Raw genomic sequence first — 18,680 nt, forward strand, 5'->3', positions numbered from 1 at the left:
GCAGATATGAAACTAATTTCTATGTTATTACATTCAGAACGTGATAATTTAAATGATGATTGTATTATCACTAAGGACTCTCATTATACAAGAAAAGAGGTAATACTTTCTGTTTCCTATTTAATTGATGATTTACGAAATAGAGGAATTCATAAAGATAATAAAATTATCGTTATATTTGAACATGATGAATTAGGTATTTTCTTCTTAGCTGCGGCCAGTGCTATGGGATTGCATTTGTTAATGCCCTATAATTTATCATCAGCGACAATCGATGAATGGATCAATTTTACCAATGAAGTTCAATACGATTTTGTTGTTTATCTTAGAAAAGATAAACATATTGTCGAAAAATTAAAAGAAAACGGCATTAATGTTATTGATGTTTTAGCTCATGAGATCAACGCTAATGATATAGAAGAAATCCCAGTTATTACCTATTCACCACAATCCATTGCTAATTTTATTGTGCTTTTCACGAGTGGGAGTACTGGCAAACCGAAAGCAATTAGCATTTCAGAATCCTTAGTATGTCAGCGAATTTTCTCAATAACAGAAAAATTAAAGTTTACTCAGGATGCTAAAATATTTATGTCAGGTTTATTTAATAATACTACCGGGGTGATTTTCTCTTTCGGCGCATTATTACATCAGTCAATAATTTTTATACCAGAAAATAGGAACATAGAGAAATGGCCTGCTTATATTTCCCGCAATAAAATTACGCATATTGTGTTACGCCCAGAGTCGATGAAATTATTTGTTAAATCGGTAGAAGAACAGGATATTGATCTAACTTGCTTACACGTTATTGCTTATGGGGGTGCGGCTATGCCGCCCAGTGTACTAGAGAAAGGACGTAAATTAATAGGCTGTGAATGGATTCAAGGATACGGATTAAGTGAAACTTATGGACCGTTCTGCTGGATGGATGAGAAAGATCATCGTGATAAAAGATATATCAACCCAGTTTATTGTATTGGGAAGACTGATAATACATTGGAAGTTGCTATTAAACCCATAACCGACTCATTTGATAATATTGGAGAAATTATACTAAGAGGTAAAAATATAATGGAAGGGTATTACGATGTTATTTCTGGGAAAGTCACTCCTCCTGATGAGTGGTTTGCTACTGGTGATCTGGGTTATATCGATGACGATGATTATTTAATTTTAAAGGGACGTAAGCAAAATATATTTATAAGTTCTACCGGACATAGGATTTATCCTGAAGAAGTTGAATCTATTTTATCAAGAATACCCAATGTGAATGTTGCTACTATTGTTGGTTTTTCTTTCCATGAAAATGGTGTGGCTATTAACCAACCTGTTGCTTGCATGAGTGGCGATATATCGAAGAAATCATTACTTGAAATTGAAAATATTCTTTCATCATTTATGAATACTAAATTAGATCAGGAAAAATGGCCTGATTGGTTCTATGTTACTGGTGAGTCATTTCCGAGAAGCCATAACGATAAGATACTAAAATCAGAGTTAATTAAATCAATCGATCCTAAAAAACTATTTAAATTGAGGAATAAATAATGAATTATTACGAATCACATTCAATCATCTGTAATACACAGGCAGAAAAGGTATATCAGGTTATTGTCAATTCTGAAAAGTGGCCAGAAATATTTGAGCCTTGTCAGGAAGTGAAGGTTATCTTTAGAGATAAAGATAGTGAAAAAATAGAAATTAAAGCATTAATTAACGGCATCATCATGCAGTGGGTATCCGAGCGTAAATTTCATGTAGAAACATTCAGCATAAGATCAAAACTGACTAAGCCAATGACATTAGTCAAAGAGATGGAGACGTCATGGCGTGTTATTGAAATCAATTCTCAACAATGTATGCTTATGTTAGAGCATGATTATGATATTGAGCCGGAAATAACAGGATTAGTTGATGGTGTTGAAACAACACAGCAAGCTCATGAATTTATTAGTAAAGGAATTGACCTTAACTCAGTTAAGGAACTTAATAATATAAAGAGCATTGTAGAAGTAGATGAAAGGGCGGAAAAGAAATTAAATGGAAATCTGATTCATTCAATAATATGTGAAGCATCGGCAAAGGATGTATATACTTTGGTTAAAGATGTCTCTTATTGGCCTGATATTTTCTCATTCTGTGAAGGTGCTGAAGTATTAAATAGAATAGATGATTCAGAACTTGTTGAAATTAAAGCAAGACAAAATAATAAAACAGTAAGCTGGCAAACAAAACGGTATTATTCTGATTCTATTTATAGGATTGATTATGTCCTACCTAAACCTATGCCGTTATTAAAGGCAATGAATGGGAGATGGCAAGTTATTCCTATTAATGATCAACGTTGTCTTCTGACAGTACAGAGGAATTGGTCTTTATTAGACGATGTAAGCGGTATTATTGATGATGTTGATAATCATGATCAGGCTAATTTCTTTATTATCTCATTTATTAATGATAATACTAAAATGGAGATGGATAGTATAAAGAATAAAGTGGAGAGTAATAAAAAGTCAGATTTATTAACTTTTACAACAGGATATTATATTCCTCATCAAGTTGATGACGTTTACGATATCTTTTTAAATATCAATGATTGGAGCCAGATATTACCTCATTGTGATTCAGTAAAAATAATTCACAATGATGATAGGCACCAAGAATTTAATATGGAGGTGTCAACGCCAAATGGAAATGAGACTTTCCGTAGCATACGATTCTGTGATAGAGATAATTTATTGATTGAATATTTTCAACCAGAACCTCCATTAGTATTAAGATCTCATAGCGGTTCGTGGCGTATATTTAGCAGAGGAAGCGGTTCGTTCATTTTTTCTAATCATAATGTTGAATTAGATCATAATTTATGTGCAATCAAGTTTGGTACAGAAGATAAATTAAGACAGCAAGAAATAGTGAAGAATGCTATTTCAGAAAATAGTAAGAAAATGGTTTTTGCCTGCAAAGAGTGGTTAGACGATCGTATTTAGTAAATTAAAGGAAAATAAAATGAATAATAAGAATAAACCAAATAGAATTTCGGCAGCACTTTTTTCTACTTGTAGTTATTTTATGCCGAGACTATTTTTCCTAAATTCTCAATATGCGCCTCAGGTTCATTGGGGAGATGTGGTGGAGGCATTGAGCCATTTTCAGGAGGAAAACTTAGACTTATCATCTGAAGAGTTCTGGCATGAGTGGATGATTAATTGGTCAAGAGTGGGTGATAATTATATCAGCATCGCCAATTCTGCCAAAAATGACGTCAGTTATGTTCGTGCTCTAAAGAGTGCTGCTGCTTGTTATCATTGGGCTGAATTTATGTATTTCAGTGATAAAAGCAGGAAGATCCAGCTCAGAGAGTATATTCGCTCATGTTTTTTATCCGGTATAAAATATAGTGATTTGCTGGTTGAACATCAGTATATTGTTGTTGATAAATTTCATATGCCGTTCTTCCTTATATTTCCTAAAGGATATAAAGAAGAAGAGAATAATCCTTTACCTTGTGTTATTTTATCCAATGGATTGGATTCAATGACTGAAATTGAAATATTATCTTTGGCGGAATTTTTCTTGGAAAAAGGTATGGCGGTAGCTATATTTGATGGACCAGGGCAAGGAATAAATCTTGGAAAATCGTCATTGGCTATTGATATGGAATTATATGTTACCTCTATACTTAAATTATTAGAGAATGATGCTAGAATTAATAGTAACCTTCTCTGTTTTTTAGGGATTAGTTTCGGAGGTTATTTTGCTTTACGTATTGCGCAAAAAATGGGTGATAAATTTTGCTGTATCGTTAATTTATCTGGTGGGCCTGAAATAGCCGAATTTGATAAATTACCCAGAAGACTTAAAGCAGATTTTCAGTTTTCCTTTATGCAAGATAATCATATGCAATCTATTTTTGATGAAATGAAATTAGACATGTCTTTAACTTGTAAAACAAAGGTTTTTACTGTTCATGGATCATTGGATGATATATTTTTAATTGATAAAGTTAGAGAGTTAGACCATTTATGGGGAGATGATCATAAATTATTATGTTATGAATCAGAAGCTCATGTTTGTTTAAATAAAATAAACGAGTACATGATACAAGTTTTAGATTGGGTTAATGAACAATTCAAACTAAATAGCGCTAAGAAAAATTAACTTATTTTACACTTAGCACCTATTTTAGTTAGTGTAATTGTTGCAGAGCGTTCTTATAAATGTATAGTGAACACAGACAGTGTGCAAAATCCGCATCGTACATATAATACATGAGGATGATTTATTTTTTTGCCTTTGGGCTGTTGTATTAAAGTGAGTTCAAAAGTTAGCGCTTTAGCTTAAGCACTGTCTTGGTTCGCTGTTTATTATAAAGGATGGAAAATAAAATAGTCTATTTTATATAATATTATCCTTCAAAGTTAGGGATTTTATGTCAAGATAAAATTTAAATAAATACTAATTACCTTATCTGAATGATTTTTCTCAATGGATGCGAAGATAAATCTTATTTTGGCTATGTCTTTTAGTTTCACTGCCCCTTTACTGTAAGTCATAAAATAAAGTCATCTTTATAAACATTACGAAGAGGAATGTCTGAATAATAAATTCATATTTCTTCTGCTTAAATATTTATTCTATGATTCAACACTTACCTCTACCATGTTTCAATGTAATGTATCGAGTATTCACTCTTGTTAGGGTAGAGTAATTATGAAAGGCGAAAATATTATTTTTGTTAACTCAGGTAATTGAGAACTATATTAAATATAAAATTTTCCTATTTGATTTTTTATTAAAATGAGGAGTGAGGAAATGTCAAGAACCGAAAGACTCATAGTATTATTGCAATACTTAAGACAAAGAAGATATCCTGTCAGCGGTAAGTTACTGGCTGGCGATTTAAATGTAAGTTTGCGAACCCTTTATCGAGATATTGCTTTGCTAAATAGTCAGGGAGCAAATATAGAAGGTGAACCCGGATTAGGTTATACATTAAGACCGGGTTTTATGTTGCCTCCTTTAATGTTTACAATGGATGAAATTGATGCTTTAGTTTTAGGTAGCAAATGGGTTATTGAACAAAATGATGTTGTTTTGGCTAAATCTGCTCATAGTTTTATATCCAAGATCGCGGCAGTACTTCCCGAAGAACAGCGTGCTCAACTATACTGTTCGCCAATGTTTGTAAAAACGGAAGGTTATAGTAAAGTTACTAATAATAATTCGATATTATCTGATATTAGGAAAGCGATATATCATAAAGAAAAGATAGTGATAACCTTCTTTGATTTAAATAATGTACGTACAGTGAAAACGACTTGTCCATTGTCGATTTTTTTCAATAATGAATTCTTTTTAGTTTCTTGGTGTGAATTTAGTCATAAATTTATCAAGTTACAAGTAGAAAAAATAGAAAAATTAGAGGTGTTATCGGAAAAATATATACAAGATCGAATATTATTGCTAAAAAAATGGGGTGAGCAAGAAGGATTGTCTGAGGGTTATTTATCTTGATTAACGATTATTACTAAACAATTAATATGGATATTTGTTTAATACAAGCATGATTGTTATTTCTGTTGAATATCTGGTTGAAAATATATATTTATGACTTTAGTAGGTTTTGATGATTATCTGAATTTTATGCTTTTATTTAAATTGTAAGCTTAAAAAGTTTAGTTTTTTAATCAGATTTACCGAAAGTTGGTTTTGTTTTCTTAAGTTCAGAAGCGAGAACGACTCTTTGGAAAAGCAAGCCCTGGAGAGCCGATAGTGAGAATGTCAGGATAAATCACGATTTGGTCATCTAGGGTAATTGATAAAAGAGCATTGTCTTGAAATTATGGGTATTGTTAAAATGGTACGTAGAAAGTATTGAATTTTATAGTAGACTAAAATACAGTGTTTTTTTATGATTTAGGTATCAGTTTTTTAAAGAAATATAAGGTGATAACGTAGGTTAATTATATATTTTAGACCTTGGTTGCCATATTTAAGCTGGTTCAATAAAAATCATGGTTTTTATTGAACCAGCTTCAGTGTATGGTTTAAGACAGAATCTAAAACTCGTATTCTCCATATAATTATAAATAATTCAATGGAGGAAAATCTACCATTTCCATGTGTCTGGGCTGGTTCCAGAAGGTAATACACCAATTCCATAATCGCTAATGACAACGGCGACATATATATCATTGTCATAACAATCTAATTGATATCTCCTTCCTTTTTCAGTCCATCGCCAATAATCAGTTTTCCCGCTTTCAGGATAGAAATCTTGAAGAAGTGAAGCGGTTGCTGGATATAATCCATTGACGTTTAGAGCGCTCGTATTTGAAGAGTTACTCCAAAACACATCACCTGTTAAAATTTTATTGGTTAGATTAACAACGAAGAAGGAATGTCTATTAACACCAAGCATTTTACCTTTTTCTTTTTTCTTAATTTCTTTCATCTTAGGCTCCTGAACTAATAGATAAAGCTACTGATAGCTATAGTTTCTCTGGAACTTCTATTTCTACTGCTATAAATTTAATAGCCATGACGATAGTTACAGTGGAAATATATACAAAGTAAATATGTTTTTATACTTCATTATTTTAACTTGGGTAAGTTTCCCTTAAAAAATCTATTCGTCACGACATTTTATGAACGTTCTGGGTAATTCGTGGTTTATAATTTAATTATATTTATGAACACGGATAGAAAATTATATATTAGATATTTTTATAGTAGCGCAAAAATACGAAATGTAAAGTATATCGTCATTATGTTTTATCTGAATGCCACAGGAAATTGCGTTAGTGATTTTTGCGTTGCTAACCAGCAGATAAATCTCATCAAGATACGTCGGTATAGTAAATATATTGATAACTTATTGATATTAATTGATAATTTAATTAGCACCTCTGAGGTTGAATAAAATTTTTTGTGATGTAATTCACAATTCTTATTCTAATAATGCTCATAAATGGTCATATTAAGCTAGAAATAATATCAATTACGTAACGAAAATATTACGTTATTGTATTACATTGTTAATATGAGAGGAAATCTAATATAATTGGTATACCAATATCATGTATTACCTGATGCCAGAGGCGGATCAGCTTAGTAAGCTGGTTAAATTTATCGCTAAAAAAGAGTTAATTTACATGGGTGCATAATAATGAATATATTACTAAACGAGTATAAGAAAAGAATGGATGATGCAAAATTAAGTGATCCTAATGGACAGGGTTTTTTTTACGATGATGAGAAAAAAATATGGCATTGTTATTCGTATGATATCTGCTCCTGCATTTTGAATTCAGATTATGTAACAAAAAAAAGGTTGAGAGTTCCTTTGGAAATATTTTCTGAAGCAGATAAAGGTAAGATTTCTAGATTCGTTTTTTTTCTTAATAATTCGCTCATTTTTAATGATGAAGAATCTAATGATTTAGTGAATTTTGTTCATAAAAAATTTAAGGAGATAAATTTTGGAGCAATGGCTGACGATCTTCTATCTTCGCTAAAAGAGTGTAATATTATTACTGAAAAGCATTTGAGAGGGATGAATAATTTACTTGCTGCTTCTTTAGTAGGATTGAAAGCTTCAGAATTTTTTTCTGCCCACGCACTGAATGTAGGAATGTTTTTTGATGGGCAGATTAGGGGAATAGAGGACTTTGTCTCTATTGCCGAATCTTTTATTGCCATATATCAGCAAGTTTTACGGAAAATAACGACTAGCAGTGAAATTGTAGATCTTATCAATATTGAAAAATTTGCGGCTGATCTGTCGGTAACATTTATCGCCGCTCATGAAACAACGATGCAATTGATGGTTGCTGCATTATTTTATATAAAAACCAGCGAAATTACTGTTACAGAAAATAATATCAGAAATATTGTTACTGAAACCTATCGTATATCTAGTCCGGTTCTTTCCGTGGGCAGAGTATTCAAAGAGAGGGTGATATATAAAAATACCTGTTTTAACGAGGGCGACTGGGCACTGTTTTATACCGGATTAGCGAATTTCGATGCTGAAGCTTTTAATCACCCTTATGTGTTTCAGCTTGATCGTGAAGGGCATCCACTTTCATTTGGTATAGGCGAGAAAAAGTGTATTGGAATGAATACTGCAATACATTTCACCTGTCAATTAATTATTAAAATGCTCTCTTGTTATCAGCTTGATGATGTTGAGATTCATAAAGTTACTGTTGGTTCGTCAGCAATAGGCTGTTCAAAATTTACACTAAGAATGTTGAAAAAATGAAAGATTTTATAAAAAATAAGCATTTCATCTCTCTTTTTCTTTCTATAACTGTCTATAAATCTGGATATTTCGCTCGTTACTACCTACTGATGAATTCGGATAGCAGTTTGTTAGCCACTATCCGATGAAGACAGAAAATGGAAGAGGTTCCTAAAGACCTTTCCATAGAAATAGTTATACAGCTCGTTCAAATGCTAATACATCCACCCGGAAATCAGGTAAGTATGAAAAATGAATATTTGTATCAGGGTATTGTTCACTGAATTTACATGTATAAGCATCAAATCCACCAGTAAGCCCGATTACTGGAACTTTTTTAGGGCCGCCACTAGAATCAGGTTCCCCAATGAGTGCTCTAACGGTTACCTTATCCATTAAGTGTAAAAATGGAGGAGGCATGTCGCCACTGTATGAATCATTGTTATCATAGATATTGATTAATACAAATTCTACTGAACACAATCGTCTTGAAGCATTGTGAAAAGTTAACCTTAGGCCGAGCTCTGGTTTACAAAAAAACTCTTTGTCTCCTTCAAAAAAATATTCAAACTTATTAGCTGGAATAATGTGTTTTTCAATCAGTTGCTCTGCTGTTTGTCCCAAACTTTTAACAATTTCCACAACATAAGACATCATTTATACCACCCTTGTTCTTTGTTAAGGCGATGTAATTCCTCACGAGCCTTGTTCAATTGTTCATCAGTATAACCTTCTTCCTTTAGCCCTGGAGCTTGAGCATCAAAATTATTATCTACTGCCACTTCCAAGTCAGAGGCATCTTGAACCTTTTTAGCTACAGAATTACGGCCACCATAGGTTTCACTATATTTTTGATGCACTCGTTTAGGGATTGCTATAGCGACCCCCATTTTTAATGCTATATCTATATGATGCCTTTTCAACTCAGGATGATTGTCTGATAAATATTCTCTTAATGCCGCCTTAGACGGAATATGATCAATATCCATCCCATCGTTACGACTGCGTCCGGCCAGATCATGATATTCCCCCACTTCCAGCGGCTTCACCGGCGGTTTACTCAAATACACATACACCGGCGGCATACTGGGAATGGGGAAGATCAGAATATAATCGCGGAAATCCTTTTCTTCCGGCATCGGCAACGATTCAATATCGCTGCCCACTTTTTCCGGGATTGGCAATACGGTGATTTGCGACGGAATAAACGGCCGCTCTTCATTCCCGGTATGGGCTGGAACCTGAAATTCCTGTTCGTTCGGCGTCCATAATATCGTTGGCCGATGTTCTCCCGGTTCCCAAAATTCATAATTCCCCGTGGTCCGATTCAGCCTCATCATATGAACCGGCACTTTATCCAGACCACTTTCCGCGCTGACGTGATACCCCTGAACCGTCATCCTGCCGCTTTTTTCATCTCTGATCCAGCGGAAACGCACACGAGTCGGGGCTTTGCCAAACTGTTCAGCAATCTCACTCAGGCGATAGCGGTTTAAGTAGTCTTCTTCGCCTTCATTCAGCTTCGGTGAATAAAACAATCCCATTAACCCGACCGTCAACGGATTTGGGGCCGCCAGCCAGCGCCCAGAACTGGCAGCGCCACCGCCAATGTAACGCATGACCAGCGCTTCCCCATCCGCCGCCACGCTGCGGGTGGTGGCCGCCACTGCCGTAGCAGCCGCTTCGGCCTTCGCTTTTCCACCACGAAACCAGCGTTTATACCACGGTAATTTTTTATCCTGCGGCTTATCCGGTTCAGGTGGGTGTTTCTTGCCCTGAGGAGGCGGTTCAGGCTTTTGCGCCGCTACCGGAGCGGGAGATGACGGCACCTGATATATCCCCATTCGCCCGAAGTTATCCGCGGGTTCAGCTTCTGTTCCGGCATCCGTACAGCCTTTACCCCGCTGGCAAGATTTCGTAAACACCGCTATCGGCGGTGGGGGAGCCTGCGTTACAGGCGGTGGACCGGGCTGAACGCTTCCCGCCGCTTTCGCCGGAGAAGAGACACTCTGCGCCACCATATTTGTGGGAGCGACAACCTGCTCAGCAGTCTCATCCTGCTTTTCATAGCTGTCCATTACGGAATTGATCAGCCGGGCCTGACAGGGGCAGGTGCTGACACTATCTAATGTGCCCGCCCATCGCCGTCCCATGCTAAACATGCTGGCTACGCCCCCGACAATCATGTAAGTACCGGAATGTTTACCACAGGTGACGTGATCCCCTTCACGCGCGGTTGCTCGCCCGTTAAATGTGATGGTCTGGTCACCGGTGATGATAACGCCACCACAGGTCGTTTTATCGCCAATGAGCAGATAATAGCCTTTCGCCATTCTATTGACTTCCCCATTGGTTTACAGTGCGAAGAGTGGGTCTAACTAAAATGGTCATCATATCCTTACCACTTATAGGTTAATAGATGATCAATAGTGCAATGAATTTTACTTAAAAAGATATAGGAATATTCCGAAAATTGGAGAAATTAGCTTGATTGATTTTAGTAATTCATCATTTTAATTAACATATTGGATACAATTTTTTATCAAGGGTGGGCATCACGAATGAATTTAAAATCAGTGGCAACATCGGTTTTACGTACCCCACAATCCATTCAAAGTGCTGACCAAAAGACCAACACTTTGTCATTAATCGGCAAAGTTATTCAGGCTCTACGAGCTTTGCTAATCATTGCAGGAGAGTTATCCGCCTGCACAGGCATACATACTTTGTTGGTGTAGGTTGTGGGCAAACTGGCAGCTTAAGGTCAGCTCTTTTTTGCTATGCCCCCGAACCAGCAAAGCTTCCCAACGATGATGATGACCGGGCACAAATCCCGTACAGGCAAATCCCGCTTGCTGCAAAATTTCCATAGCCTGGAGAGTACCTTCCCCTACCGGGAGTTTCACATATACCAGTTTATGAGCGGGTAACTCCGCCACCTCTTTTACCCGCTCAATTGTCTGCTTTTCCACCCACACTTCCAGCCGGCGTCCATGATTGGTCATGCTGATATCGGCATCAACCGACTCTTCCGGTTGTAAAGGTTCTTGACCAAACACTTGAGTCACCGAGTTCAGCCAATTTTGCCAACCTGAAGGCCAGTGTAATTCTGGAAAGGGCCAGCTTTGCAGAGGCAAGCAACCCAGTACGATGCTTTCCGGATGTGTCTGATCAAATGGCGAGGCGACATAATCCGGTAACAACCCTGTGGTGTGAAAACCCAGGTTTTGAGCCAGACGCTGGCTGTGATTATGTGACGATACCTGCTTAATAGTGAGTATGCTTAACCCCATTTCCCTGGCCTGATCACACAAGTATTTCCCCAGTGCGGTAGCAATCCCCTGACCACGCGCCTGTGGGTGCACCGCGATAAGCGCCAGTTCAGCGCTTAACGAACAGCGCTTATCCTGCCATAGCGCCGCATGCCCCAACACTTTGCCATCCTGTACCGCAACAGCAGAATACCAGTGTCTTGCCGCGTTATAGCGGCCAAGCATGGTTGGCAAATAGACTTCCGGGTAAACATAATCTTCGCCGTAAACAACCCGAAACAAAGTACTGACACCGGTAGAATCCTCTTCCCGGAATAATCGAATCAATGGTGTTACTGAATTTATGCTCATGCTGCCTTCTCTTCAGCACTATAACCACGATGATCAACCACCCGCATCAGCTTACCGGAGCGTGGATGCGTGACCATATTTTCCAGGGCGCAGTAAGTGACTTCCACATGCAGTAATCCCTGACAACATAAATTCGCCATCGCGGGTTGCGCCGCCAGCAACGTCTGATGTACTGCTGTCGCAAGCGGCATCGGTGACGAGCCGCTGGCTAACAAGAGGGTTATTTTATCTATACCATCCTGACGGCTCAGTAATAGCTGCCAGGCCAGTATGCCCTCTTGCTGTCGCAGTAAATGAGCAATATGGTCAGGGAAAAGGGATAACGTACCAACCCGTACCCGGTGAGCACTGCCCGCCCGCCCCTGCAAAGCGAACTTGCGACGTGGCCGCTCAGGTTCTTCACACCAACAGGCAAGGTCGCCAGTAGGGTAACGGATAACCGGCGTCAGACGCCGTTGCAGGTTGGTAACAACCAATATGCCGTTTTGTCCGGACGCGGTAATCGGCTGACCACTGGACTCATCAATGATTTCAACAATCGTATCCGTATCAAAAACCCGATGTTCACCGTGACCACAATCAGGAGAAGCCGCGCCAATGAGACCGGCATCAACACTGGCACAGCCAATTGAGCCAATACGTGCATTGGGGAATATATGACCCAATAGTGTCAACTGCTCTGGAAACAGGCTTTCGCCACCGTACAACAGGCGCTCAATACCCGGCATGGTCTGGCCGCTCTGCTGTAAGGTACTGGCAAAACGTAACAGTTGCGCCGGCACCCCGGCGAGAACGTTAATCCTCAGGCTGACAATCGCGTCAGCCAACGCCCGATCATCAACTGAACAGGTAAACGGAAACTCTACCACCGGCACCGGTGAACAGGACAAAGCACCGTGAATAAATAACAGGCTGGTATACAGATCACCGGCAAAAAATAGATTGGCAACGCGGTCATCAGGCTGTAGCTGCTGTGCCAACCCTTGACCAAATGTGCGCACGAAAGCACGCCATTCATTGCAACTGAACACCGACAGCCTACCTTCGCTGGTCGAGCCGCCAGTTTTGAAAACATGACCTCCATTGATAGGACCAGTCAATACCGGCCAGTTTTCCAGTGGTTGCGACTGCTGCCAATAGTCAGCAGGATCGATTAATGGTAGATCAGTCAACGTCCAGCCAGAGCGGGGCAGATTACAATAAAGATCCCGAAAGAAAGGAGCATGATTGCGGGCATATTCAATCAAATCGTGTAATGATAATGTCATGATTTACTCAAAAAGTAATATTATGGGTCTCAGGTTCGGCTATCCAGCACCAGCGGCGTTTTGCCGCTTTGCGGGTGACGGCGAAACTGTCCGGCTGGCGTAGGGATAATTTCCAGTTGAAGCATTCCACCACTGACAACCTGATTCAGCATTCTATATTGCATAAGATGCCCGCGTACCTGGTTAACATCACCATCAGCTAACACATGGATGTATTCGCCGCCGCTATCGTGATTCCCTATCAACCACTGCACCGGAAACGCCAGACCGGCTGACAATTCGGTTGGATTCACAAAAATAGAACCGACCCGTATCAACACCCCATGACGACCCGCCAATTTAAAACGCGGCGCCGGCAACCCGCAGGCACAAAGACAGGGTAGCCAATAGCCCAAATCGCCCAAATCGTAGCGTTGAATCACTTGCCCTTCCCGGGCCAAAGGCGTGAACACTAACCGACCGGTCTCGCCGGGCGGGATCGGCTGATCACTATCCAGAGCCAATATTTCCAGCCACTGAATATCAGATAACAGATGGAATTCCCCATCGTGACAACAGGTGCAAGCATGGCCCAATGGACCGGCATCAACGGAGCCATAAATTGCCGAGCGGATCACCTGGATACCAAAGCTGGATAGAAACTGACGACGCTCTTCACTAATATGCTCACCACCAGCAAAAATTTTACGCACACCACCATAGGCACGTAATGCGGTTTCTTCACGTTTAAACAGCTGATATATCGTGCTTGGCATCCCTACCAGTGTATTAACCCTTTGTGTAACAATAAAATGCCTGATTTGGCTAAAATCATCGTTGATCGGGCCTCCCATCGGGTAATGCGGCACGGATAATTTATCCAGAATAGTGAAGAAACTCAGCAAACCACCATACAAGTTGCTGCCATACAGCAGATTCATTACCCGGTCCTGGGCCGGATCTAAACCGGCGGAAAACAGACCATCCGCCGCAGCCTGCATCTGACTGTGATAATCTCTGTGACTAAAACCCGCTAGTTTTGGCGTACCGCTACTGCCGCCGCTGCGGAAAAACACCTGTGCTTTCGACGTCACCCCATTTTGCTGAAATTTTTCTTTATCCATCACTGGAACCCCGGCCAGTTCTGGAGGATTGAGCGCCAATTTATCCAGTGTGACATGGCCCGGCAATTGTTCAGATTTCAAGCTGACTGAGACACGTCGTGCAAGCCGGGTCAATGCATAAACACCATCATGTGGCTCGCCTTCATAACCATCGTGCATCGCTCCGGCCTGACAGACCCGGCTGACACCGGCGGCCAGCAACTGGCGGCTCAACATCGGCAGTTCATTTGTTTCGGCGATCAAAGCACAACTTTGCAAATAGGGGCGCCACGGCAACAAAATTTCCACCAGTCGCGCACGTGGCGCCGGGCGAATTTGCAGGGTACGATACAATGGTGATGGCGCCAGCTCCTGACGTTGCACCCAAGCTACCCGCCATCCATCCCCTTCTTTTACTGAACCAGTCAGACCAGCAAAAGAGTGATCTAACTGCAAAAATGCCATTTGGCTGCTGATTTCAGCCGCTTCCTGTATGTCGGGCTGTAAAGCCGGCCATACCGGCGCCCGTCGTGCTAATGCAGTAGCCACGGCACTCGCCACCTCCCGCAAAATGTTTTCGTCGGTACTGTCTACCAACAAACACTGTGGGCTGGAGCAAGCTTGTTGATCAAACCGGCAAACATCATCAGCCAACGCATCGTAATCAGTATGGTCGGCAGACTTCGGATCCAGATAGGTAAAGCTGATACGATGTCCCCAGTCGATCCAGCGGCAACCCGGTCGCAATTGACTACGGATGGCTGTCAATGCGGTATGACTTCCCCAGGCTGACACAGCATCAGCGCACTCCAGCAACGTTGACAGTTGATCAGACGGTAAAGGTAATACGGAGACATAAGGAACCAACTCGCCACTCAGGTCATGGCGCAGGAATTCCGCCAATAACTGTGCGTTGAGGCCATGATCGCTGCTACTGGGGCGTAGCCAGTTAACATTACCTACCAGCAAACTCTCCAGCACAGCCATAAATGGCAGCAACGGAGCATTAGCCGGTGTGATATGCACCACCAGCCCCAGAGGTTGCCAGGTTTCAAAACGGGGCTGTGTATAGTCAAAACGACGCAGGGAAAATGGTTGTTCACCCAACTCGTGCCGTAACTTCGCCTCCAGCAAATCACGACGACAAAAACCGCGTAAAGCGGCGATTGCCGCTGTATCTAGCGCAAGCTCAGAAGCGATGGTATCGAGACTGTCGGCAAAGCGCCCGGCACAGTTCAATACTTGTTGTACACTTGGGGGACAAGCCAGCGTATCCGCAAGGCTGCTTTTAAGTTCGGCTAATACTGCGGCGGGCTCCAAGTCAGATATTATCTTGCCATTAACTAAATACATTTCAGGACTCCTTTATCAACTCAGAGGCCGCAATCGCGCAGCTGCGGCTTTTACTTGTACCGGCGCGACCCAGTAACTCAAACCAATCAGTAGCCAACCCACAACCGCATTCAACGGCTGAATGCAGCACTGCCAAATCGCTCACCACGATACTGTGTGCCGGGCTAGAGGTGATATAAGGCGATGTCAGATGCAGAAAACCAGGTTTACCATAGGGTTGAACCGCCATATTAGCCGTATCACGAATATAGGCGCGGGCATAAGTTGGTACATGAAAATGGTGATGCCGACACTCAACATAAGGCACCGGATGTTCAACCGAACCATAACCATCCCGGCAACGTTCGTCAGGGATCCCCAGTTGTTCACCTAAACGCTGGTACAACAACGATCTTGGAATGGCTTTATCGACGTGTGTTTTCCAGCCACCCCCTAAAAATACCAGTGACTCAGGATGTAACTGTATCGGCGGCAGGCCCATTTCTTGCATCCGTTCCAATGCGAACCACAGGAATGCCGGAAAGCCTAGCATACGCACCGGCAGCCCTTGCTCAGCAAACTCCTGCAAGGCTCGGATAACGCCAAACGGATCAAACTCATTGCTTTTTCCATTGTGGCGCAGTGCATAACAGGCTTGATTCACTGGCGCGTATTTACACAGGTACTGGTCGGTATAGGCGGTTCCCAGAGTAATCGCTCCGGCGGGTTCATAGCTTAACAGTAAGTAGTTGCAGGGTTGTTGCGGTGTATTCCAGCCGTAATACTCGAAAATCCGTTCAACCATATTCTGAGCCGCCTGTATACTGCGTGTATCGTAACGCATACGGCTTTTCTGACCTGTTGTCCCGGATGAGGTCAATTCCAGCGCATCCTGACCGGTGGCGCTGAGCAGCAACTGATGTTTAAAATAATTAGCGAAAATGGGCGGCAAGCGCGACCAATCGTTTAGTGTTTCCAGTTTTTGATCATCCAGGCCGTTAGCCTTCAGCCATTGGTGATAACCAGGGGTTTGTTCACAATGATACCGTGTCAGTTCGCGCATAGCCGCGTCAAACAGTTGGTCGCAAGCACTATCGGTACGATAGGGATGATCAAGCGCGCAAAGAGCGTCAACATAAGCAAGAGAAGTCAAAAGTCATCTCCAGAAATAAAGAAAGAAGGGCATTTACTCCCTTAAAATAATAAGTAAGTTGCTTCATCATCCGGCAAGTAAAAAACCTAATATCCCGCCGCAAAAAATGACTGCATGTTGAATACAACTACTTAACCAAATAAAAATGAGTCACCGTTTTGGGAAAACTAATATTTAAGTTTGTTAATTCCTTGTAAAGAAAACAAGAACAAATATAATAACTATGATTTAACCAAGGCCAATGTAATAACGAGCTTATATTTAATAATCTTATCATAATTATCTATACGCCAATCGATCAAAAAATAGTTAAAATCAAACCGCCAGATACGAATTTACTATCAGTAATTAACATTTAATAAACAAAGTTTTGAAATCTCCACAATATTTACACATAATTTATCGTTAATATAATAATCAACAGCATTATTTTTTCAGTAAATTCCGTCAATAATGAAAATATCCTTACCAGAAAGATAATCATTAAAATCAATGGAATGGGATTTTTACTTTTAGTCTATTTCTATCCAGTAATGATAAATACACTGAATTACTTACAGCAGTATAAAAAACACAGACTGAAAATATGTATTTATATTACCGACATTTGCATTGCCTAGAAAAAAGCAATTCATGATATAACTAATACCAATCAAGTTTTTTTAACAACATAAAAAATCCATTAAAAAATTAGAAATAAAAAACATATTTCTATACACACGATAGAAATCTGCTCTTATATAATTACTTTACCTTATTTATTAAATATTCACGTTAAGATTTCTTTATCAACTATTATATCCTCTTACAATAAATAAAATATCTCTATAACGACCAGATAAGAATTGCTAATAAGTTATACCATATATAATTATATTTCAATAAAAAACTAAAAAGTTTTTATTTTTGAAAAATCGCAAATATAAAAAATATAAATCTTTTATTTTAAATGTCATTGAAATTTATAACTTTATTTTTCAATTTAACCCAGAATTACAATCCTATATTATTAACACAGTAAACATAACAATAGTAAACTAATTAAAATCTATTTCATAATGCACCATGTGAACATTAGCTTACTTTTACCAATATAATAGTTTCATTATTTATTATTAAGAAGGATGATAATAAATATAAAAATATAAAAATATAAAAATATAAAAATATAAAAACCACCTTATTCTGTTAATTATAAATCCAATTTAATTTAAAAATAATTAATATTGGGTTTTTCATTAAAACTGTTTGCAATATTTAAAATAAAATAAAATAAAATAAAATAAAATAAAATAAAATAAAATAAAATAAAATAAAATAAAATAAAACTCATGCTTTAGATATTATCACGACTTAATTTACGTGATTCTTTGATTTAAATAAAATATCATATTATGGATTTATATTAACTTTGGTTATTTTAATGTATAAATCATTGTGGTAAAGAAAATATAATATCGATATGAATATTTAAATAAAACTATTATTTAATCCATTGTGTATATGGATAAAGCATATAGAGTGCATATCCGTATAGAGATTGAGAAAGAGTTGTCCACCATGGAAGATAATTTGCGTCAGCGTTTAACCGCAGCGGCTGCGCAATATCAGTCATGATCTCAACAAGGTACGTTCCTGACTAATGGATAACAGATAAGAGTAAATACGTATATGTTTACACCTCAACCACATGATGTGGCACGGCGGAAAGAGCCTGTCTTTCCTACACAAATATTTTAACCCGCCCCCGCGTTATTGAACTTTTCCCTCATAGATTGATCTCAATAAAAAACACGACTTGAGGTAATCTTTATGTTTTCAACTTGCGCCGAACAATGGGCAAATGACACGTTTCAACATGCGGAATTAGGTGATAAACGCCGTACCAACCGCCTGGTGAAAGTGGCCTGTTCGTTGGCTAACCATAGAGGACAATCGCTCGTGCAATCTCTTGACTCTCCTGCCGATGTT

The 18,680-nt window shown here is 39.3% G+C and carries 13 protein-coding genes; 6 read left to right on the forward strand and 7 right to left on the reverse strand.

Annotated elements, in window-relative coordinates; translation table 11 throughout:
• The first annotated feature begins 6 nt into the window (after positions 1-6).
• The 4 genes from ABR397_RS15585 (at position 7) to ABR397_RS15600 (ending at position 5,520) form a co-directional block, all read left to right on the forward strand.
• Positions 7-1,551, forward strand: a complete 1,545-nt coding sequence (locus ABR397_RS15585; RefSeq protein WP_350306552.1) for a class I adenylate-forming enzyme family protein — start codon at positions 7-9, stop codon at positions 1,549-1,551.
• Complete coding sequence (locus ABR397_RS15590) at positions 1,551-2,993, forward strand: SRPBCC family protein (RefSeq protein ID WP_350306553.1); 1,443 nt, start codon at positions 1,551-1,553, stop codon at positions 2,991-2,993. Before ABR397_RS15585 ends, ABR397_RS15590 begins: the two co-directional genes overlap by 1 nt.
• A 19-nt stretch (positions 2,994-3,012) precedes the next feature.
• On the forward strand, positions 3,013-4,164 hold the full coding sequence (locus ABR397_RS15595) for an alpha/beta hydrolase family protein (protein ID WP_350306554.1): 1,152 nt from the start codon (positions 3,013-3,015) through the stop codon (positions 4,162-4,164).
• A 654-nt stretch (positions 4,165-4,818) separates the two neighbouring features.
• Positions 4,819-5,520, forward strand: a complete 702-nt coding sequence (locus ABR397_RS15600) for a helix-turn-helix transcriptional regulator (RefSeq protein WP_350306555.1) — start codon at positions 4,819-4,821, stop codon at positions 5,518-5,520.
• A gap of 595 nt (positions 5,521-6,115) precedes the next feature.
• Here the strand turns inward: ABR397_RS15600 and ABR397_RS15605 are convergent.
• Positions 6,116-6,460: a hypothetical protein gene (locus tag ABR397_RS15605; protein ID WP_023043710.1), complete on the reverse strand. Its 345-nt coding sequence runs from the start codon at positions 6,458-6,460 to the stop codon at positions 6,116-6,118.
• Between the two features lie 714 nt (positions 6,461-7,174).
• Here ABR397_RS15605 and ABR397_RS15610 point away from each other — a divergent pair.
• Complete coding sequence (locus ABR397_RS15610; protein WP_350306556.1) at positions 7,175-8,272, forward strand: cytochrome P450 family protein; 1,098 nt, start codon at positions 7,175-7,177, stop codon at positions 8,270-8,272.
• A gap of 174 nt (positions 8,273-8,446) precedes the next feature.
• On the opposite strand, the gene ABR397_RS15615 is transcribed toward ABR397_RS15610, so the two are convergent.
• From ABR397_RS15615 to ABR397_RS15640, 6 genes are all read right to left on the reverse strand, one after another.
• Positions 8,447-8,908 carry a DUF6392 family protein gene (locus ABR397_RS15615; RefSeq protein WP_350306557.1) on the reverse strand — a complete coding sequence of 154 codons (462 nt, stop codon included), beginning with the start codon at positions 8,906-8,908 and terminating at the stop codon, positions 8,447-8,449.
• The gene (locus ABR397_RS15620) at positions 8,905-10,584 is read right to left on the reverse strand and encodes an S-type pyocin domain-containing protein (protein WP_350306558.1); all 1,680 of its coding nucleotides are present in this window, start codon (positions 10,582-10,584) and stop codon (positions 8,905-8,907) included. Before ABR397_RS15620 ends, ABR397_RS15615 begins: the two co-directional genes overlap by 4 nt.
• Before the next feature lie 366 nt (positions 10,585-10,950).
• Entirely contained in the window at positions 10,951-11,874 is a 924-nt protein-coding gene (locus tag ABR397_RS15625; RefSeq protein ID WP_350306559.1) for a GNAT family N-acetyltransferase, read from the reverse strand.
• Positions 11,871-13,142, reverse strand: coding sequence for a phenylacetate--CoA ligase family protein (locus tag ABR397_RS15630; protein ID WP_350306560.1), 1,272 nt, complete (start codon positions 13,140-13,142; stop codon positions 11,871-11,873). Before ABR397_RS15630 ends, ABR397_RS15625 begins: the two co-directional genes overlap by 4 nt.
• A gap of 29 nt (positions 13,143-13,171) precedes the next feature.
• On the reverse strand, positions 13,172-15,577 hold the full coding sequence (locus tag ABR397_RS15635) for an acyl-CoA reductase (RefSeq protein WP_350306561.1): 2,406 nt from the start codon (positions 15,575-15,577) through the stop codon (positions 13,172-13,174).
• 1 nt (position 15,578) lies between these two features.
• A complete protein-coding gene (locus tag ABR397_RS15640; protein ID WP_350306562.1) occupies positions 15,579-16,709 on the reverse strand; it encodes a LuxE/PaaK family acyltransferase in 1,131 nt (376 codons plus the stop codon).
• A gap of 1,812 nt (positions 16,710-18,521) precedes the next feature.
• Here ABR397_RS15640 and ABR397_RS15645 point away from each other — a divergent pair.
• Positions 18,522-18,680 (forward strand): IS4/Tn5 family transposase DNA-binding protein (locus ABR397_RS15645; protein WP_350306564.1); only part of this gene is annotated, 159 nt, incomplete at its 3' end.

It is taken from the genome of Photorhabdus viridis, from assembly GCF_040256935.1.
Classification (GTDB): Bacteria; Pseudomonadota; Gammaproteobacteria; order Enterobacterales; family Enterobacteriaceae; genus Photorhabdus; species Photorhabdus viridis.